This is a genomic window from Paenibacillus sp. FSL R5-0749 (assembly GCF_038595085.1).
In the GTDB taxonomy this organism is placed as follows: domain Bacteria; phylum Bacillota; class Bacilli; order Paenibacillales; family Paenibacillaceae; genus Paenibacillus.
On the sequence record NZ_CP152005.1, the window covers coordinates 5347905 to 5369074 of the forward strand.

A 21170-nucleotide genomic window follows, 5' to 3' on the forward strand; every position below is an offset into this window, starting at 1 on the left:
CCCTGCCTGTTCAAGAGTATCGTTGGTCTCCAACTACTTCAGTGCAGCGTACAGTTCATTGACTTCTTTCACATAATCATCTCCGCCGTTGTTCTTCCACAGGGTAACAGCATCTTCGAATCCATTCTCATCAATCTGTCCTACAATATATTTGATCCGTGCATCGTTAATGATATTGTCCAGCTGCGGCCCTTTCTGAGCATAAACATCAGAGATCAGCGGTTCGCCAGGATTGGCAATGACAATCTCTTCGTTGGCTTTCTGTACCTGTGCAACTTTTTCACGGACAGGTGTCTGTTGTACACGAAGGGTTTTGTCCTCCGGTACAAACATCAATATCTGATTCAAGCCCTGCAGATCGCGGAGAGCAAGCTTGTCAGTGGAAGGAATGATGTAGTTTTCTTTTTTCTCATACTGCTTGCCTTCCAGTCCATTCCCAAGCAGCGCCTGCAATTCTGGTTCATTGAGTTGATCCAGGAAACGCAGTACCTTCTTCAGTTCCTCTTCCGTTTTGACACTGCCTTTGGAGATGGCAATCATTCCGGAATATCCGGACGTTGGCATATCACGCAGCCCCTTCGGACCTTCCATGGCTTGCAGCACATCGACACGTCCTGTCGCATTCGGATCTTTATCCAGTATCTTCTGGTCCATGCGCTGGGCATTATCTGCTACATCCACCATGACACCCGCTTGCCCATTCACAAATGGATCAGGCAGTTTCGTTGCATCCATCACGGCAAAGTCCTTGTTCACCAGACCCTCGCTGTAGATCTGACGGAAAAATTTCAGGGCTTCCATGTATTCCGGTGTCTCATGTGCAGGGATTAGACCCCCGTTGCCATCCTCTCCCCATTTGTTGGGGGCACCGAACCATACCTGCATGTTATCCCACGGTCCCGTGAATTTGCTGGCTACCAGACCGTACGTATCATCCTTTCCGTTACCGTCCGGGTCATCCTTCGTGAACGCTTTCAATACATTGTAAAATTCATCAATCGTCTTCGGCTCTTCCAGCCCCAGATTCTCCAGCCAGTCCTTACGGATAGTCACCCCATTACGTCCCAGAGGGCGAGCCCGATATATCCCATACGTTTTGCCATCGATAGAGGCATTGTTGGTGATGATTTCATTCATCTGGCTCAGATTTGGATAGTCCTTCAGATAAGGACCCAGTTCCCAGAATGCCCCTGTCCGGGCTGCATTGATAAAGCTTGGGGATTTCCCCAATACGACCATAATTTGCGGAAGTTTGCCCGAAGCCAGTGTGATATTGAATTTGTCCTCATAGGAACTGCTGGGCACCCATTGCAGATTGACATCAACCTTGGTCAATTCCTCCAGCTTCTGAATCACAGGGCTGTTGTCCGGCGGATTCTCCGCTTCAAAGTTCGGCAGCATAATCGTGAGCTGATCGGTGCCACCCGCAGCGGTTCCTGAATCTGCTTTGTCCGTGGAGCATGCGCCCAGAATTGTACTAAGTACCAATGACGCTGAGAGCAGCAGTGCACCTTTTTTGAATCCCGTTTTTTGTCCCATACGTTCTCCCCCTTGGCTTTAGCCTTTGATTGAACCTAACATGACACCTTTGGCAAAATGCTTCTGCAAAAACGGATACACCAGCAAAATTGGAATCGTACCTACAACGATTACCGCCATTTTGATCGACTGCTCTGGTGGCTGGACAAAATTAGGGTCCATGTTTGCCATATCTCCGACACTGGCTTGCGAGAGCAATACGATCTGTCTCAGCATGACCTGCAGCGGCCATTTGTCACTGTCGGAAATGTACAGAAGTGCCGAGAAAAAGTTGTTCCAATGTCCCACGGCGTAAAACAAGGCAAACGTGGCAATGACCGGCTTCGATAAAGGCAGTACGATTCGCCACAGCACGCCGAGATCCGAACAGCCGTCGATGCGGGCCGCTTCCTCCAGCCCGGGCGGCATTTGCTGAAAAAAATTTTTGACTACTATTAAGTTAAAAGCGCTGATCGCGCCAGGAAGCATAAGGGCCCAGTAAGAATCGAGCAGTCCCAGTCCACGAATGACGAGATACGTTGGGATCATGCCACCGCCGAATAACATGGAGAAGATCACCATGTTCATCATGACGTTACGGCCCCAGAAGTCACTTCTGGATAGGGGATAGGCCATCGTCAGGGTGAAGAACAGATTCACCAGTGTACCTGCCACTGTGATGAAGATGGAAACGCCAATGCTGCGAAAGATCGTGGAAGAAGAGAAAATATACTCATATGCACTGAAAGAAAACACCTTCGGAATAAGGAAAAAACTCCGTTCGGTGATCTCGGCTTCCGTTGCGAAGGAATTCCCTATAATATACAGGAAAGGAAGGACAGTTAATATGCCCAGAATCCCCAGCATGGCGTAATTGAAGATATCAAATACCTTGCCGGCAGGGCTGTTGTATAGACGGCTGTTCATGGGCGCTCCTCCTTAATAAATTCCGGGGTGACCGAATTTTTTCGCAAGTTTATTACTGCCAAGCACCAGAATGATGCCCACCACAGACTTGAATAGTCCAACAGCGGTACTGTAACTGAATGCCCCTTGCGTAATCCCCACCGTGTACACATACGTATCAAATACGTCTGCGACATCCCGGTTGAGGGAATTGGTCATCAGATAGATCTGCTCAAATCCGGTATCCAGAAAATTCCCCAGTCTGAGAATGAGCAAGATGACTATGGTCGTACGAATCGCGGGAAGCGTAATATGCCACATTCGCCGCAATCGTCCTGCGCCATCCACAATGGAGGCTTCATACTGTTCCGTATCCACACCTGCGAGGGCCGCCAGGAAGATAATTGTGCCCCAGCCCATCTCCTTCCACATCATCTGAACAATAATGAGCGGCCGGAACGAACCCGGACTGGAGAGCACATCAATAGGTTTGCCTGTAATCCAGGCGATCAGATCATATAACACTCCGCCCTGCGGGGTCAGAAACACGTACGTGATACTCGCGATAATCACCATGGATACAAAGTGGGGTACATAGACCAGCGTTTGAATGGTTCTTTTGAAGAATGCAACCCGAATTTCATTTAATAACAAAGCGATAATGATGGGTGCCGGGAAAAAGAAGATCAGATCATACAGCGCAAGGACCAGCGTATTGCGTAATAGTCGGAAGAAGTCCGGGTTGGAGAAAAAGTTCGTAAAGTTCTCCAGCCCCACCCAGTTACTCTCCCGGATGCCCAAGAAAGGCTGGTAGTCCTGAAAGGCAATGACGATCCCCCACATGGGCAAGTATTTAAAGATGACAAAGTACAAAAAGCCGGGAAGCACAAGTACATATAACCATTTGTTTCGTTGGATCTGCCTTTTCCAGTTCGACTCTCGTCTCATGGGCCTTGTGGCCATATCCGCTTGAGCAGTTGCAGTGGCGTTGGTGTTCCAATCTGTCTTCCCCTTCATCATGTCTCCCCTTCCCTAGTTATGTAAGCGTTATCAATAATCCTGATACTCAGACTATACAGCCCTTCTTTTTCCGGCAACCTTCATTTTTTGCATGTCTACGACATGATGGTCGGGAAACCCGCTATAACGCCATTCTTCCTTGATATTGGACATATCGTAGCAGATAGAATTGCACATTTTTGCAGGTTTATCCTTCTTTGTATGACGGTAAAAAAAGAAAAAAACGACATCCGTTAAAGCTGGATGCCGGTCAGAAATGACAGACGGATGAACGGTTATTGTCCAAACCATTGTTCTCGATACTGACTCGGGGTAATGCCCTCCTGTTTCTTGAAGATCCGATTAAAATAACTATGCTGATAGCCCACAGCCACGGCAACATCATTGATTTTCATCGTTGTCTCCCGTAGCAATTGCTTCGCGGCCTCCATTCTCACACGTGTCAGATAATCAATAAAATTGATGCCAGATACCTGTTTGAAAGCCTTGCTCAGTGCATAGGGTGTCATCTGCTCCGCATCAGCGCAGTTTTCCAGCGAAATATCGCTGCGGTAATGCGTATCGATATACAACATTGTACGTTCCACCACCTGTTTCAGCGGTTCCTGGGATCGTGCTTCAATCTCTTGGATATACGGTGTGAATACCTCATTCATCATCCATTGTCTCATCTGAAAAGGTTCACGAATACCGGATAGCCGTTCATACATGTTGCAACCACCAAACAGCTTATAAGGTGTCACTCCCGTTTGCAGCATCATGTGCTGAATACTGCCGAGTAATTGCAGCATCATCTGCTGCACCTGAAATTCGGTACTACCCGTCCGCGTAATCTCACTCATGAATTGTTCCAGCACACGTTCAGCTTCGTCCTGCTTGCCCAGCCTGATCGCCTGCAGCAACTCGCGTTCCAGCCCAAGCGGATAGGAAGCTGCTTCGTTTCTGCGGAAACACTCCTCATCCTCCAGATCGAGAATCTGACTTCCTTCGTCCACACTGCGATAAGCCACAGCCTGTTCCATCTCAACGAATCGTCCAGGCAGTTCCTGTAGTGAAGCCGCCGGGCGACTGATCATCAAGGTCACCTTCATTCTGAGTGTTCGTCCAATGACCTCCACGAGCTCCTGTCCCCATAACATCGCTTGTGACTTCACAGGTTCGTCCTGAGGAGCGATCACAAGCATGGCGGAAGACAGGTCATGAAAGTTCATGACACTGATCTGCTTGAAAACATTTTTTGCCACTTCCTGTGTAATATTCACTGCTGCAAAAGTGACCAAACCCGTGTCCTGGCTTCCAAATCTGCCTTGCAGCTGCTCATATCCCGTAAAATACATCTGCACCAGCAAAAACTGCTGGCCCTCCACTTCAAAGCCAAGATTACGCATCCGCTGCTGGAGATCCTGCTCGTTATAGGCATATAGATGCCCCTGTACAAGTTGTAAGACAAAGCTGTCGCGCAGATGGGGAAGCTGCTCCTGCAACTGGCGATGTGCCGTTACACTGCGGGAGGTCAGTTCGTTCCATTGTTGCTCCAGCAGCTCAAACTCGTCCAGCTTCTCATCCGTTGGTGTAGTTTCGTTTCTGCCAGGCGTAAGCAGGTGCAGCATCCGTGCTACAGGCGAATAGATGCGGCGGGAAGCAAACCAGGATAACAACAATCCCAGGATGAGACTGCCTGCACTCGCAATGACGATGATCTTGGATACCAGCTTGACGGGCGAAGTGACTGAGGTCAAAGGTGCTGCGGAGACGTACGTCCAGTCCGAATCAATCCGACTCAACGAGCCATACGAGACAGAATAGGTCTGATCCTCATATCGGAACAGGAATGAGCGGCTATCGGCATGCAGGGCCACTTCTTTTTTTAGCTGCTGTTCAAAAGCAGAAGTCTCCCCCGCCGTTCCCGGATTCCCTGTAACCAGTGTGTTGCCTTCCTGATCCATAAGGAACGTTAAACCTTCATCATAAGGCGTAAGCGTTTTCAATAAACTGGCGACTTTCTCGTTATCCAGCGTAATAATCAGTGCACCAAATGGATTCATGCTCTCCCCTGGGATCTTATGTACGAGAACGAGTGCATTGCCTGCATCCGTATGCAGTAGACTATTGTTGGTCGAAGGGGCGGTATCTCGGTTGATGACCGAAACCCAGTCTGTCCAGTACACGTGGTTGCCCATGGAGAGATAACGATCATACGCTTGTACTTTGGCATCATCATTCAACTCGTTATAATCCCGATTAAACAAGATCGGCTTCGGTTCCTGCAAATATAGCTGTGCTGACTTGATCAACGGGTGGGAACCTTGTAGTACATATAATGTAGTGACGATCTCCTGCGTTTCATTAAAATAATACACAAAATCCAGCGTTCGTAACGCATTGCCAAACCTCGGTTCAAAAGCCCAATGAGATAAGTTCATCTCCAGATAGGCCAGTTGATCATCCACATTGCGTGCCCGATTCTCGATCTGGTTCTGATGCATCCGATTGAATTCGGTTTCCATCCGGCCAACCACCTGTTGATACATCACGATACCTGTGATTAACCCGGGAATACTGGCAATGAGTAAAATAAGCATAAGGCTGTTTCGATAAAATCGTCCTTTATGTCTTCCTGCTTTGAAATCGGATAACCGCTTGAATCTGCCCAATATTCGATCATTCCTCGTCGGTTCCATCGCTACTCACCTGCCTGCTTGCATCGGGTCTGACTGTCATGGAAACTTCCTCAACTCCCTTGAGAATATATGGATGAAATCCTTTTCTTGTATTATACGCATAATCATCAGGTGAATGAAATGATCTGTAACCGATCATTTTTTTAACCAATGTTTTATTAACATGACAAAATGGATTACAATGAGATAAAGCAAACATCAAGGAGGCCTTTTTAATGAAAGAACAGACTTACTTTGAACAAAATAGAGAAAAACACCTGGCAGAACTGAATGAATGGTTATCCATTCCAAGTATCTCCGCCATTTCTGAGCATAAAGAGGATGTTAATCGTGCAGCACAATGGGCAGCAGATGCACTTACACGTGCAGGTATGGAAAACGTTGAGGTCATTCCAACGGCTGGACATCCGATTGTCTATGCAGATCACCTGCATGCACCCGGCAAACCGACAGCTCTGATCTATGGTCATTATGATGTACAACCTGTAGATCCACTTAATCTGTGGGACACGCCTCCTTTCGAACCTACCATTCGTGATGGCAAGCTGTTCGCTCGTGGTGCAACAGATGACAAAGGACAGATCTTCCTACATATCAAGGCAGTAGAAGCCATTCTCGCCGAAAACAAAGAACTTCCGGTTAACATCAAGTTCTGTATCGAAGGTGAAGAGGAAATCTCCAGTCCGAACCTGCCCATCTATCTGAATGACAATACGGACAAGCTGCGTGCAGACATGATACTGATCTCGGATACGTCCCTGCTTGAAAAAGGGAAACCGGCGATCTCCACTGGCCTGCGTGGTCTATGTTCGCTTCACGTAGATCTGAACACAGCCAATACCGACTTGCACTCCGGTTCATTTGGTGGTGGTGTACCCAACGCACTGCATGCACTCGTGTCTCTGCTCGCATCGTTGCATGATGAGCAAGGCCGTGTGAGTGTAGATGGATTTTACGATGGCGTTCTGCCACTGTCTCCTGAGATGAGAGAAGAATTTGTGAAACAGGGCTTCAATGAAGAACAGCTTCGTCAAGACCTCGGACTGGAGCAATTGTACGGCGAAGAAGGTTATTCGTTCGTGGAACGTGTTGGCGCTCGTCCAACATTGGAGCTGAATGGGGTATGGGGTGGTTTCCAGGGTGAAGGCAGCAAAACGGTTATTCCGAAGGAAGCTCATGCCAAAATCACCTGCCGCCTCGTAGCGGACCAAGACCCACAACATGTATTGGATCGTATCGAAGCACATCTGCGCGCTCACGTTCAACCGGGTGCAACCCTGCATGTGAAACAGATCGAGAAAGCTTTTGCTTTCAATATCGATCCTGCCAATCCCATTCTGCAAAAAGCGGCAGATGCATATGAGCATGTGTATGGCGTTCGTGCCCTCTTTACCAAAGATGGCGGCTCCATTCCGATTGTTGAGAAGCTCTCACGTGTACTCGAAATCCCTGCAGTCATGATGGGCTTTGGTTTGCCGGATGAGAATCTGCATGCACCGAACGAGCACTTCAACCTGGAGAACTTTGATAAAGGGTTGTTGACGATTGTTCAGTTCTTGAAGAGTTTGTAATCATCACGTTTAAAACCAGTTCATGCTGAGAGCGTGCGGACGTGACGTTCCGGTGCCGAATCGTTCTTTCGATCGCTGTTATCGTCGGATTTTTTGGATTTCCCTTCTCGAAGGGTAAAATCCGACGATAAAGGCGAACGCTCCGCTTCTTCAGAATCGATTTCGTCCCCTTCACTACGTTGCAGCCTCTCGCAGACTGATTTTAGGATTGATCCTAACTTTTTATATGGGTTAGTGTAATAGGGATAGTAAAAGAACGGCCTTCGGGTCGTTCTTTTTTTATTTGATTTTGTTTTAATTCTTTGTTTATTTGTTTCCTTTGTAATGTTGTATTTTTTTTCTTTCTTGAGTGTTGTTCCAGTTTTCCAAAGGCTACCTTTCATGATGGCGGGCATTAGTAAAGGTTTGTGTGATAGAGACAAAAACGATGTTCTTCGGGATTTTTTTATTTTCCTCTCCATCATTCGTTTTAGTGCTTCCTATGATTGATTTTATAGACGGGGTCTCGGTTTTAATGGTTCAGTGTATTGGAGATAACCTGCGCGTCGGCTTATCAGTTCTTTTAGATTGATTTTCTCTCGCAAGCTAATTCAAAATGATGAGGTGATTATTGTGTCTGCTTCTCACCTAACCAAACATGCGCTGGCTCACTCGCTCAAATCACTGATGGAGCATACTCCGCTGAACAAGATTACGGTCAAACATCTGGTGGATCATTGCGGATTGAATCGGCAAACCTTTTATTATCATTTTCAGGATATTTACGCGTTGCTTGGATGGATCTATCAGACTGAAGCGGTGGAGAGCCTTACGGAATACCGAAGCTACAGCACATGGACGGACGGATTCTATAAAATCTTTTGTTACATCGAGAACAATAAATCATTCTGCTGCAACACACTCGACTCGCTCGGTCGCACCCACCTGGATACATACCTCTATGAAGTAACGCATGATCTGATTATGGGTGTGATTGATGAGCTAGCCTGTGGGATAAAGGTCCGCAGTGAAGACAAAGAGTTTATCGCCAACTTCTATACCCTGGCCTTCACCGGGCTAATCATTCAGTGGATGAGGGGTAATATGCAAGAACCGCCAAAACAGATTATTGAAAAGCTCAGTGAGCTGATCGAAGGCAATGTCCTGAAGGCATTGCATAGGTATGAGAATAAGCTGCCATCCGATTAGGATGCGCGGATTTTTTGCATACAATCTAACTCTAGGTTTTAGACATTTTTCCAAAAGTGACCAAAAATTGGACACTCTCGTTCTTTTGATCATACCTTACGGGACCTGCAAGGTTTACATTAGGGATGTGACTACAGTACCTTTTGGAGGCGAATGATCGTGAAGAAAGAACACGGTAATAAACAGGTCTATTTTGTAGGCGGCGGTATTGCATCATTGGCGGGTGCAGCTTATCTGGTTAGAGATTGTGACTTTCCTGGAGAACACATTCACATTATCGAAGAAATGCCGATTCTCGGTGGTAGCAATGATGGGGCTGGTAATCCCGATCAAGGATATATTATCCGCGGCGGTCGAATGCTCAATGACGAGGCTTATGAAAATCTATGGGAGTTGTTGGCGTCCATCCCTTCCATCGACCGTCCGAGCATATCTGTCCGACAGGAAATTACCGAATTTGACGATGCCAATCCCACACATTCTAATGCGCGGCTCATCAACCGTGACGGCAAAGTCGAGGATGTGCTCTCCATGGGTTTTGATATGGCCGATCGTCTGGCGATGGGCAAGCTGATTATTACTCCTGAAGACACGCTGGGTAAACTGCGAATCAACGACTGGTTTGGCCCTCACTTTTTCAAAACGAACTTCTGGTATATGTGGGCGACCACCTTTGCCTTCCAACCTTGGCACAGCGCCGTGGAATTCAAAAGATACATGCTTCGCTTTTTTCACGAATTCCCAAGAATTCAGACGCTGGAAGGTGTCACCCGCACACCGTTCAACCAATATGACTCAATTATCCTGCCACTGTATAACTATCTGGAACCGTTTGGCGTAGATTTCACGCTGAAATGTACCGTCACCGATCTGGACTTCAAAGAGGGCGACGGCATTACGGTAAGTCGGATGCATGTGCTCAAGGGAGGTAAAGAGGAGGTCATTGACATCCACGAAGGCGATCTGGTCATTGTCACCAATGGCTCGATGACCGAAGGGGCCGACCTTGGCTCCATGACTTCTGCACCGAAACTGAACGGCAAGGGCAGCTCATGGAAGCTGTGGGAGAACATTGCCGCCAAGAAACCGATGCTGGGTAATCCCTCTTCATTTAATGATCATGTGCATGAGTCCAAATGGGAGTCGTTTACGGTCACCTTCCAGGATTCGGTCTTCTTTGATCTGATGGAGAAATTCACACGCAACCGGGCAGGTACCGGCGCTCTGGTTACTTTCAAGGATTCCAGTTGGTTCATGTCTGTCGTTCTGGCCTTCCAACCACATTTCCGTGGTCAGCCGGAGCATGTCAAGGTGTTCTGGGGATACGGATTATACCCGGATAATGTTGGCGACTACGTGAAGAAAAGAATGAGTGATTGTACCGGGGAAGAAATTATGCAGGAGTTGATCGGCCATCTTCATTTTCAGGAACATCAAGAGGCGATCATGGCTACCGCCAACTGCATTCCATGCATGATGCCTTACATCACTGCCCAATTTATGCCTAGACTGAACAGCGATAGACCAAAAGTTGTGCCTGAGGGCTCCACCAACCTGGCCTTTATTAGCCAATTCTGCGAGATTCCCGATGACGTGGTATTCACGGAAGAATATTCGGTCCGGGCAGCACGGATTGCCGTCTACACTCTTCTCGGAGAGAACCGACCAATTGAGCCGATTAACCAGTACCAGTATGATGTTCGGACGCTGTTCAGCAGTTTTGTGACATCGTTTAGATAACTGTTTAGCATGAGGATTGCGAAATAACAGAAGCTTGATTTTCGTCGAACCAGTCAATAAGTTAATGTTGGTGTAACGTCTGATGCCGGATTGAAAGGTTTTTTATAAGGCAAATAGAGATTTCCGTCAGTGATGACAGAAATCTCTATTTCGTTGAGTATGAAGCCACACACATAATCTCCATCAAGATTGCCAACTGTCGTCTAAAGAACCTTACAAGCCTTATTGCTCGAAATTTCGCAGGTTTGAGAATCTAACGAATCGTATGCGCCTTATTTTGAGTCTAAGCATAGTTTTGTAACGTAATATCGCTCATTTTCATTACATAGCGTGTCTGAGATTCGTTACGATTTGTATGACAGCAAAATCTTGGAAATAAGACTTCGCAGGTTCGTTAGAACTGAGCGTTCCTTCAGAGGTTATTACGTATGAGATGCACTCGTTGCCATGTCTTATTGTCGAGATCCTAGTCCGTTCTTTATTGAAACCTGACTAATCATGCTTCCATGTTCTCATGCATACTCATGTGCGTGTTGCTCATGTATGCTCATGTGGTTGTTCTTATTATTCTTGGTGTTACTTTTCATTTTTTCATTGTTACCCATCGCGCTTATGTGCGGAAAGTCGTAAACTTCAGCATGTGCACAAGTTTGGAGAAATGTGCGATCTCCTGTTGGACGCCAGAAGTATCAGTCCCCGACATGGCCTGATTCGCTCGTAATGTTCTACGGGTGTTCAGCATACCTTCGATCAGTTTCATGACCGTGTTGCGTCCACGATGATCGACAATCATATACTTTTTGCGTGCATCCAGCTCTACCCATACGATGTTGCTGAATGATGTGAACAGATGCTTGCGGTACTGCTCCATATCGGTTTCATTGTAATGCTCGCCATAAAAGGCATAGTATCCGTGTATGTGCAACTTCTCCGCCAACACTGTGATGAACGGATCATGTTCGAGCATAGCGTTACGTTCCATGTTTCACGCCTCCGTTATGCGTGATCCGCAGATCCCGTCTTTTTGAGATCTATTTTAACATATTACGCAAGCTGTTGCCTCTCTTGCCTCTCTTGCCTCTCTTGCCTCTCCGCAAACATATCCCAGCTACAACTTACTCGCCGACCCGTCTGCCCTTCACCCACACACCCTCAATATCCAGCTCAGCGTTCAGCAAAACGATATCTGCCTGTTTTCCCTGAGCCAGGGAACCTGTCCGGTAATCAATGCCCAGCAGGCGTGCCGGGGTCAGACTTGCTGCACGTGATGCAGCGTTCAGACTCAGGCCCACTTCCTGTACCAGGTAACGGAAACCGCGAATCATCGTCAGTGTGCTTCCGGCCAGTGCGCCGCCGTCCTTCAGTCTGGCCTCACCGTGCTTCACGATGACGGGCAGGTCGCCGATCTTGTATTCCCCGTCATCCAATCCCGCAGCAGACATGGCATCTGTGATCAACACGAGTTGATCATTATGTTGCTTCAATTGAGCGAGGATGGAAATCGCCGCAGGGTGCACGTGAATACCATCGGCAATCACCTCAGCACTGATACGCGGATCATTTAGCACCGCTCCGGCAGCTCCCGGTAGCCGGTGATGCAGCGGTGTCATCGCATTAAACGTATGCACTGCATGATGAAGTCCGGCTTCAACTGCTCGCTCCACCTCTTCATAGGTCGCATCGGTGTGGCCGAGTGCCGCTGTAACCCGCTGTTCACGCAGCCACGAGATGACTTCCAGTGCGCCTTCACGTTCCGGTGCCAACGTAACTTGACGGATTAGGCCGGGATATTGCTTCTCCCATGTTTCAAGCCAGGATACATCAGGTAGAATGATATGTTCCGGATTTTGCGCACCAGGCCATTTCGGACTGAAAAACGGACCTTCCAGGTGCACACCCTCAAGCTGTGCATACGGCATCTCACCGGAACGATAACGAGCTACTTCAGCAAGTACGCTGTCCAGTCGCTCTTTCGGAGCGGTCATGGAAGTCGCAAGCATCGCTGTTGTTCCCTGCGTACTATGAAAAGAAGTGATCTTGTCCAACACCTCCGGGCTTGCATCCATAAAGTCTTCTCCGTTCCCACCATGCACATGGATATCAATGAATCCAGGCACAATGAGGCCATGGTCCGGTACAGACAGCTGCAAAGCTTCTCTCCGAATCTGTTCAGGCAGACCTTCCGGTACCCCAGCATAAAGGATTTTTCCATCCCTCCAGGCTAATACACCGTCTTCCAATATCTCATTGGAAAGGAGCAGCTTGCCCCGAAGAAGAGAAATATTTTGTTCACGCTGGCTCCCAGGTTCATGATTATTCGCTCCGGTCATCTCACCAGCCTCCCTGCTGCACGGTCCAGCAATACCACCACATTTGGATGACATTGCAATAGCGATGCAGGACAGGCCGTTGTAATTGGGCCCATGAACGCTTCGCGAATAATCTCGGCTTTTTCCTCCCCACGGGCAATGAGCAGAATCTGTTTGGCTTTCAAAATGGTACCAACACCCATCGTAATCGCCTGAGCCGGAACCTCATCGATGCTGTCGAAGAAACGTGCATTTGCCTTACGTGTCTCTTCTTTCAGATCCACAACATGTGTTCGTCCTGTAAGTTCAGTTCCCGGTTCATTGAAGCCAATGTGACCATTATGTCCAATGCCCAGCAGTTGCAGATCCACGGGTCCACGATCATCCAAGCGCTGTTCATAAGACTTACATTCCTGTTCCAGATCGGCAGCCTGACCATCAGGTACATGCGTTCTCGCAAGATCCATATCGATATGATGAAATAATTGTTCGTTCATGAAACTGCGGTAACTTTCGCGATGCTCTGTTGGAAGTCCTACATACTCATCCAGATTGAATGAAGAAGCCTGCGAGAAGCTGACCAGTCCCTTCTGGTACAACGTGATAAGCTGTTTATATATGCCTACAGGCGAACTTCCCGTTGCAAGTCCGAGGACTGCACGTGGTTTGGTCTGCAATAAACTTGCGATGACTCCTGCACCTGTGGCATTCAAATCTTCTTCATTTTCAAAAATACGTATATTCATCTGTTTAAGCACCTCCGTTGTGTTGTACGCGATAGGACTGCACGTTGTGATAGGATTGTTCCAGTCTCGGGATAAAACGGTCGAAGTCGGCACTTACCATGCCTGTGAACAAAATATCGACCACATGCAGCAGTGCAATACGTGAAGCCATATCTCCACGCCTCATGCCCTCTTCCAGAGAAGAGGTGAACAGTGGGATATCAGATACCGTTGCGAGTGTATTACTTCCATAGGAAGTCAGTGAAATCGTAGAAGCTCCGGCTTGTTTGGCACAATGCAGGGCATCAATGGTTTCGGGTGTTTCGCCTGAATAGGATACGGCCATTGCGACATCCCCCTCAGCGAGCGAAGATGCGGATGTGATCTGCATATGTGAGTCTGAGAAAGCAGTACAACTTTTGCCAATCCTCACCAACTTCTGATAGAAATCCTGTGTCACAATCGACGAGGTCGCCACACCGTACAGATCAATACGGCGAGCCTGGCACAATAATTGCACCGCCTGCTCCAATCTGCCCAGATCCAGCAAACGGGTAGTATCAGCAATAGACGCGAGGTGATTGGCTTCGATCGCTTCAACAATTTTGGATAGTGAATTGCCCGCTACAATGTCCTGATACGCTGTTTCATCAGAAGCGTGGGACAATTCTGCGGCGAGCTTCATTTTGAAATCGGGAAAACCTTTGAAATGAAACGACTTGCAAAAGCGGGTCACCGTCGCCGCACTTGTACCACTCTGCTCTGCCAGATGACTAATCGTCCAGCCGGGAATGTCCGACGGAGATTGCATAATGACTTCGGCAATACGTCGCTCCTGAGACGGAAGGTTATTCAGTTCTTGCTGCAACGCACGTAATATGGCTGCCATAAGGACCTCACTTGTATGAAAATTATTTTTATATATTTTTAATTTAATAAGAAAATTATTTTTATAACTTCATTCTAATCAAGACGATCCTGCAAATCAAGAGCAATTTCTCACGACTTTCGCAATGATACTGAACTTGTATAGACACTCACCAGCTTGATACATATCATATGTATCCTTTATATTGAGAATCGAGATATGATCGTATTAAAAAAAGGAGCGATTCAATGAATCGAAGACAACGGGAAAAGTTCATTCCTTCCATCTGGATTATTGCTACCAAACCAACAGAAGGACACGCCTATTATGCCCTCTATGCCATCGACTGGAAACGCGGAGGTCGGCTCAGTTGGGAAGGCTGGAATCAGCTCGAAGATCTGCTGCAATTTCATATTCCGATCAAACGAAAAGCTGGAGGACGGAAATCTTCTTCCACGCCTGCCGCCAAAATAGCGAAAAGAGCGCTCCATCTTCACCTGAATGAAGCACAGTTCGAGGAACTGGAGCAGCTCTTTTATCAGCCATTTTCGAAGAAAAGATGGAGGACGTTTATTCGAATGAATAGGAATCAGACGTGATAAAGTGATATGAATTAGGTTATTTATTTTTCAAGCTAAAACAAAAAAGCCTCTCCCCTTCTTTAGATAAAATAAAGAATTAGGAAAGACTTTCGCGGTATTAAAATTCAATTCGTTTTCATTTAATTTGCATTTAACTCAAAACTCAACTCAAGTTAACTCGTTCTAATTCATGTCATCATATCGTTCTAGGAACATGCTGACTAAGCCGGGTACCGTCATTTGGTGAACCGATTGATTCTCAATCTCCTCCGCCAGATCGTCATCTGTGAGGGAAACAAAGAAGGTAATGTCTGCTTTAGTTTGTCCATACCGAGCAAAAACGTCATCGGCTGTCTCATTCACGACTTTAGCGATGATTCGAATGATCTCATCCTTATACTCCCGAACCTCTTCTGTTGCATACAACAATCGGCTGATGTGGTTAAAGTGCGTATCCTCGCCATACTGATATTCGGAGCAGCCCCATCTGTAATAGATCTCGTCCTCCTCACTGTCGCATAGCCCTTGCTCTTTCATTCTCGAAATGTGCGTTGCCAGGGATTCCTCGGTATTCACCGCCATAAACAGCGTTACCCAATCACTGTCCGTTCCAAATGCACAAGCATATACTTTCTCATGCTGCACTTTAGCCAGCGTCTGTTCCAGATCGGGTAGAAACCCCGCTCGAAATTGTTTTTCAAATTCACTTAAGAAACGTTCCATTCAGCTCATCCTTTCATGTTTTATATAAGTTGAATACCGAATCGTTACACTTGCAACTTCGCTGACAGAATAACCTTCTGATCACTGTTATCCCCAGATTTCTTGTATCACTTTTTAAAAGTGGAAATCTGCGGATAAAGGCGACCGCTCCGCTTTTTCAGGTCATTTCTGCCCTCTCCGTTCTAGTGTAAATATGTAGTTTAACTTATATAGATGTAGTACAAAAAAATCTCAACCAATTTGTTCAAGCTATTGTTTCACTTCAAAGCCTTACCTACAATCTCTTATCTACTTCATATATGTAAATCATTATGGCCTAGTAAAATAATGAAAACAAGCGATGCTACGTTTCGGATATTCCCTCAAAAATATTGATAGTTCCCTGAGTCCATGGTCCATACCAGCAAAAAAGCCTTGCCCCATTCTTCATGACAAAGAATAGAGAAAGGCTTTCATGCTGCTACTTCATCCTAACTGTAATTCGCAACTAGATCTTCAGTTCTCCAAGCTTAATCAGCTCGACAACTGCCTGCGAACGACCCTTAACATTGAGTTTCTGCATCACATTCGAAATATGGTTTGAAACACACAAAAAACTATAGCCTACCCAATACGGAATGAATCTCAACATTGTTTGCTTTATCAACTGTAATGTTTGAAACTAATTTTTTCAGGATCAGGTTTACTTGGTCTACTTCAGTAAATTGTCCTAGATCTGATAATTCATCAAGTGAGATGTTTATTTCCTTAAACTGTTCACTGTCATTCAAAGCTCGTTCTAATTCAGATTTCATTTTGGACAACTGTTCTTGTTTCTGTTTAATCTCATGTTCATACTGTTCCTTCTCAAACTCATATTGCTCATCATCAATCTCATCATTTAACTTTTGCTTTCGGATCTCAAAAAGCAATTTACGTGCATTCTGTATCTGCTTCTCATATTTAGCAACTAGCTTTCCGGTATCTTCTCTCGCTTTTTTAGTGAAGGTTATAGTCTTACCCGACTTTGTTTTACTTCTCAGTTTCTCGCTCAATCTTTCAATTAAAGCATATTTGAAATCATCGTATGGAATCCTATTGTGATTGTCGCATCCAGTTTCGCCCTGTCTTCTTCTCTTAGAACAAACTAAGTAACGATAGCTGTTCTTCTTGCCGTTGGAGGTCACAATGTTCAAGGATGATCCACAATGCTTACACTTGATTATGCCAGCAAATACATTAACCTTGTTTCTTACCCCTCCACGCTTTCCACCGCCACGCTCTAACCGTATCTCCTGTGCCTTTCTAAATAGCTCCTCACTAACAATTGCTTCATGAGTCTGCTTACCGCTTTCTTCCCATAGCTCCTTGTCACGCTTAACCAACTTTCTAGTTTTATCAGAGATATTGTTGATATCGTTATAAACCTTTACAACTGTAAATTTATTAAATATGTTTTTACCTGTATATATCTCATTCGTTAGTATACGCTCTACAGACGTTACTCCCCATTTCCCTCCTCTGTAAGAGGGAATTTTCTCTTTATTCAGATACTTTGTTATAGCTTTCTCACCCATCTTTTGATTGACATACATATCAAAAATGAGTTGAACGATCCTGGCACGTTCATTAGGTATAATGGTTTTCCTATCATCGACCTTTATTTTGTCATAGCCCAATGGTGCAATAGTACCTAAATAATTTCCTTTCATTCCCGACTGACGTATACCTCTTCGTGATGATATGCTAATTTGCTCACTCAACTTTTGGTTAACTGCGGAGAATATTTGAAATTTAAACTCGTCATGATCAACTTGTGAATCATAGTTCTCGTCCAAGGATACAACCCTTAAACCAAGTTTATCCACAAGAGTTCTCTTCAAACCTAACGAGTCATACGTATCACGAGAGAATCTAGATAAAGAAGAAAAGAGGATGGTTTTAAAGTAACCCTTACCTGCATCCTCAATTAGCGTCTGAATAGATGGTCTTCCAACAATGGATGTACCACTATCCCTGTCTACATATATGTACTCTTCACGAACCTTTAAACTTAGCTGTCTGGCTTTTTCTTCACAATCCATCCGTTGGTGTTCTGGACTGAACTTTTGTGACTCCTTTGTTGTGGATACCCTAACATATATTGCTGCATCCTCATATCTCATGTGACTTTCCCCTCAGTCTGTAGATTTAATTGTGATATCATAGTCTGTAGCAGGGAAATTTTTGATCGCTCTTTGTACTACAGTATCAACTACAAATTGAATTGCTGCTTTTGCTTCTTCTTCGCTACGGTTATCGTCTATAAAAATAAAGTTGAATGATTTAGATTTTTTCTGCTTGTTTGTCTCCTTCATCCGTTGTACACCACCCGTATGACTTTCGTACGCATAATGTATGCGAATGCTGCTTGGACGAATGACAGACAATGTTTTTGCTGCACTTTGGATATTCACTCACCTCCTCACCTTGTATATTCGAGGTGATAGTAGTTTGTCACCCTGACACCCACGAGACTACTCAGTATTCTAAGACATGTTCCTTTGTGTTTAGTGTAATTTAGAGTGCGATGAATAGATGGATTACAATTGAGTCTAGAGATAATCTTGCATGTTCTTTTGTTTTGTAATTCTATTCTTAATCCTGCAACTTAATTTTCATTTGTTCAAAGGTAAACGGTTGATGCACATTGTATATTTGACCATCAATCTCTATCTGTCCTATTGGTATGTATCCTTTATACACTTTCTGTTCATTCTCATTACTGTTTACTTCAATGCTTTTTTGACCAGTCGTTAATTGCTCCGATTGAATCAAAACTATTTTTCCATCTTGAATGTTTTTTAAAAAACTCTAGTATCGTTTTCTAGCTTAGGTAGGTAAACCCAAGTCTTTCTTTGCATCTGTTATCGAATCATATCTTCTAAATGTGGGAATTACATTGGATTGCATGTTTCCCATCTCAAATGCATAAACTGGCTTAGCCTGTGCCTTATATGAAAAGTTAATATGGTAACACTGGGAATCCTTTATTTAGAAATGATTCCTACGTCTCTGATTCAGTCAACTTCGATAAGCTTAAGTGGGTAGTTGCATCCCCTCTCCTACATGGGAGAGTGTTGAGAACCTTTATCCTCAGATGTTGAAAATGTACAATGAAGACTTGCTAGTTTTGAACAAATTGCAGACCACCAAAACAGACTCGTGGACTAAAAAGCAAATGTATAAGGATAAGCGAGCCACTTTGCTTACAACTAAAGAAAGAGGAGTAACAAGACGTGCTCGTGACTTTGAGAGGATATATGATTTGCACTTTGTTGATGGATTAGCTTTTATTCAAATTTATAAGGGATATGGATTAAGTCCAACTTACTGTAAATAGGTGCTCCAAGAAAACATACACAAGTTTGAAAAATGAAAAAAATGCCCCTCAAGAATAATATCTCAAGAGGGGTTTATTTTTACCTATATTTGTTATTTATATTTGAGTGCTAAATTGCTGAACATTAGAACAGTTACAATTCTTCATCTCAAATTCGTTACTTATAAGTGTATTACCTATAATTTAACAAGTAAACATCATTAACTCCTTGTATTTTTCACCATGCCATTATTCTATTATTAAAACGCCACCCAACCATTGGTAGGTGTCATATTAGAATGACTGGTTGTAAAAGAATAATATCTATGAGATGGCGTTGAAGCTTTAATATTTATTCCTAATGTATCGCTTATAAAGCCGGCAGCCCCTGTTGCTCTCATAGTCCAAGTGCCCGATGCATTGAAGTAGCCTTCAGAAATGTAACCAGGACTGTTGTTTGATGTTTCACTCAAAAGGTATAATGGGTTCTTATTCGTATGACCTTGTATGACTTGAAGAGGTTTTACTGCCACGCTTCCATTATGTTCCCAACTTACTGTCAGAGTGATAGTGGTTGTATCAATTCCGAAAACTGCTAATTTAACAGATCGGCTAACTGATGCACGTTGGTTGGCTTGTGCGGCTAAAGCATTCGGTGAAAAATGATTCGATTGACTATCTTCTGTTGTAATAGTTTTCACATCAATAGAAATTTCCTTATACTTGTCATCATATAATGAACCCTCCTTACCTGATAACATTTCGCCTACCGCATTTACATAATCTTCTGAAGCGATAAAGTTAAGGAAAGCGTTTTGTTTAGATGGATCTAAGTTGGTAAATTGTTCTAGAGTCTCAATTGCTCCTGTATCTCCCTCACTAATAAGTTGATTTAAATAATTTACATATTCCTCAACAGTGTATTCTACTGGTTCTGATGATGCATCTGCACATGCTATAGATGCAAATAACATTGTTACAAGAAATAGTACGAGTGAACTTTTTGATAATTTCCTTAACATTGAATCAATTCCCTTCAATTGGTTATATAGTAGTATAGGCAAGGTGATATTAATAAGTTACCATTAATAAGGAATATTGAAACAAATATCCTAAAATATCTCAAAAAGGTGATGATAACTTGAAAAAAAATGGACTTGTGTGGATTTTGATAGTTGTAGTAGCTATATTGGTCGTAATGGGAATTTTATATTTCTTCGTTGAATCTGCATAACAAATAAGGGAGCCAGCTGAGATACTATCTCTGGTCTCCCTTTGATTTTATAGTCTAAAGATAATTGTTAGTCATTTCACTCTAAAATATAGTTCTTTTATAAAATCACATTTATTAACACAGAAATACCAAAGTATAAAAATGTAAGTTGATTATTTTTTTACTTGTCTTTGTTTTTTTGTGTAGATCGGATGGCAGCATGGTGAGTAAATTATTCATATTATTTTAATCATTCATTGTTAATCTTCGTGTCGAAGTGGAAGTGCTAGAGGTATATTTTTAAAAATGGATACTGTTTGAGATTTAAAATAGCCCCACCTATTAATAGATCAGCTAATATGAATCGTTAATGAATTCAACTTCATGAAACAATTACAAGTGCTATAGCATATAGCACTATTTTGGAAATACCAGCTGATTTCAGATGTAAATATACCCCATACATATTCAATCTCATATCTAAGATAATTCCCGAATCTCAAAAAGCCTAAGCACATGACCTAGGCTAATGAATGTTCATATTCCTTTACCCTTCGATAGAATGTATTGGGCTTCATATCTAGTTCCTTCATTGCGGCAACTGCTGTAATCCTTCCATGTTTCCATTCGGTGTAGCTTGCTTAAACTCCTCGTTGATTGCTTGCTTTGGTCTGCCGAATACAACACCGTCATTCTTAGCAGCCGCGATACCTTCAGCTTGTCTACCGTTTGTCCACTCACGTTCAGACTCAGCCATATATGATAAAAGTTCTAACAAAATAAAGTA

Annotated in this window: 18 protein-coding genes and 1 pseudogene; 4 read left to right on the top strand and 15 right to left on the bottom strand. The window is 44.3% G+C overall.

Going from position 1 to position 21170, the window contains the following annotated elements:
• Positions 1-33: 33 nt before the first annotated feature.
• From MKY85_RS23875 to MKY85_RS23890, 4 genes are all read right to left on the bottom strand, one after another.
• On the bottom strand, positions 34-1539 hold the full coding sequence (locus tag MKY85_RS23875; RefSeq protein ID WP_342570923.1) for an extracellular solute-binding protein: 1506 nt from the start codon (positions 1537-1539) through the stop codon (positions 34-36).
• A gap of 18 nt (positions 1540-1557) precedes the next feature.
• Positions 1558-2445 carry a carbohydrate ABC transporter permease gene (locus MKY85_RS23880; protein WP_253440410.1) on the bottom strand — a complete coding sequence of 296 codons (888 nt, stop codon included), beginning with the start codon at positions 2443-2445 and terminating at the stop codon, positions 1558-1560.
• A 12-nt stretch (positions 2446-2457) separates the two neighbouring features.
• Complete coding sequence (locus MKY85_RS23885; RefSeq protein ID WP_339261506.1) at positions 2458-3387, bottom strand: sugar ABC transporter permease; 930 nt, start codon at positions 3385-3387, stop codon at positions 2458-2460.
• Between the two features lie 332 nt (positions 3388-3719).
• On the bottom strand, positions 3720-6125 hold the full coding sequence (locus tag MKY85_RS23890; protein WP_342570924.1) for an AraC family transcriptional regulator: 2406 nt from the start codon (positions 6123-6125) through the stop codon (positions 3720-3722).
• A 215-nt stretch (positions 6126-6340) separates the two neighbouring features.
• Between MKY85_RS23890 and MKY85_RS23895 the strand changes: the two genes are divergently transcribed.
• Positions 6341-7696 carry a dipeptidase gene (locus MKY85_RS23895; RefSeq protein ID WP_339237208.1) on the top strand — a complete coding sequence of 452 codons (1356 nt, stop codon included), beginning with the start codon at positions 6341-6343 and terminating at the stop codon, positions 7694-7696.
• 20 nt (positions 7697-7716) lie between these two features.
• Here MKY85_RS23895 and MKY85_RS23900 read toward each other — a convergent pair whose 3' ends face one another.
• Positions 7717-8160 (bottom strand): hypothetical protein, encoded by a 444-nt coding sequence (locus MKY85_RS23900; protein WP_342570925.1) that lies wholly within the window; start codon positions 8158-8160, stop codon positions 7717-7719.
• A 148-nt stretch (positions 8161-8308) separates the two neighbouring features.
• Here MKY85_RS23900 and MKY85_RS23905 point away from each other — a divergent pair, with 148 nt between their 5' ends.
• The gene (locus tag MKY85_RS23905; protein ID WP_342570926.1) at positions 8309-8884 is read left to right on the top strand and encodes a TetR-like C-terminal domain-containing protein; all 576 of its coding nucleotides are present in this window, start codon (positions 8309-8311) and stop codon (positions 8882-8884) included.
• A 153-nt stretch (positions 8885-9037) separates the two neighbouring features.
• A complete protein-coding gene (locus MKY85_RS23910) occupies positions 9038-10624 on the top strand; it encodes an oleate hydratase (RefSeq protein WP_342570927.1) in 1587 nt (528 codons plus the stop codon).
• A gap of 610 nt (positions 10625-11234) precedes the next feature.
• Here MKY85_RS23910 and MKY85_RS23915 read toward each other — a convergent pair.
• The 4 genes from MKY85_RS23915 to MKY85_RS23930 all read right to left on the bottom strand — a co-directional run bounded on the left by MKY85_RS23915 (position 11235) and on the right by MKY85_RS23930 (position 14547).
• The gene (locus tag MKY85_RS23915; RefSeq protein ID WP_339237218.1) at positions 11235-11606 is read right to left on the bottom strand and encodes a hypothetical protein; all 372 of its coding nucleotides are present in this window, start codon (positions 11604-11606) and stop codon (positions 11235-11237) included.
• Positions 11607-11739: 133 nt separating this feature from the next.
• On the bottom strand, positions 11740-12954 hold the full coding sequence (nagA, locus tag MKY85_RS23920; protein WP_342570928.1) for an N-acetylglucosamine-6-phosphate deacetylase: 1215 nt from the start codon (positions 12952-12954) through the stop codon (positions 11740-11742).
• Positions 12951-13679, bottom strand: coding sequence for a glucosamine-6-phosphate deaminase (gene nagB / locus MKY85_RS23925; protein ID WP_221820902.1), 729 nt, complete (start codon positions 13677-13679; stop codon positions 12951-12953). The genes nagA and nagB overlap by 4 nt, the downstream gene beginning before the upstream one ends.
• A gap of 4 nt (positions 13680-13683) precedes the next feature.
• Positions 13684-14547, bottom strand: a complete 864-nt coding sequence (locus MKY85_RS23930; protein WP_017692537.1) for a MurR/RpiR family transcriptional regulator — start codon at positions 14545-14547, stop codon at positions 13684-13686.
• 227 nt (positions 14548-14774) lie between these two features.
• Between MKY85_RS23930 and MKY85_RS23935 the strand changes: the two genes are divergently transcribed.
• On the top strand, positions 14775-15125 hold the full coding sequence (locus tag MKY85_RS23935) for a hypothetical protein (RefSeq protein WP_342570929.1): 351 nt from the start codon (positions 14775-14777) through the stop codon (positions 15123-15125).
• Positions 15126-15290: 165 nt separating this feature from the next.
• Here the strand turns inward: MKY85_RS23935 and MKY85_RS23940 are convergent, their stop codons facing one another.
• From MKY85_RS23940 to MKY85_RS23965, 6 genes and pseudogenes are all read right to left on the bottom strand, one after another.
• Entirely contained in the window at positions 15291-15830 is a 540-nt protein-coding gene (locus MKY85_RS23940; protein WP_342570930.1) for a DUF4303 domain-containing protein, read from the bottom strand.
• Between the two features lie 487 nt (positions 15831-16317).
• Positions 16318-16416 (bottom strand): annotated as a pseudogene (locus MKY85_RS23945) (LuxR C-terminal-related transcriptional regulator); the annotation flags it as partial.
• 10 nt (positions 16417-16426) lie between these two features.
• Positions 16427-17974, bottom strand: coding sequence for a recombinase family protein (locus tag MKY85_RS23950; RefSeq protein WP_339237232.1), 1548 nt, complete (start codon positions 17972-17974; stop codon positions 16427-16429).
• Between the two features lie 12 nt (positions 17975-17986).
• Complete coding sequence (locus MKY85_RS23955) at positions 17987-18265, bottom strand: hypothetical protein (protein ID WP_339237235.1); 279 nt, start codon at positions 18263-18265, stop codon at positions 17987-17989.
• 1165 nt (positions 18266-19430) lie between these two features.
• Positions 19431-20192, bottom strand: a complete 762-nt coding sequence (locus MKY85_RS23960) for a hypothetical protein (RefSeq protein ID WP_339237238.1) — start codon at positions 20190-20192, stop codon at positions 19431-19433.
• A gap of 780 nt (positions 20193-20972) precedes the next feature.
• On the bottom strand, positions 20973-21140 hold the full coding sequence (locus MKY85_RS23965; protein ID WP_339237241.1) for a hypothetical protein: 168 nt from the start codon (positions 21138-21140) through the stop codon (positions 20973-20975).
• Between the last annotated feature and the right edge of the window lie 30 nt (positions 21141-21170).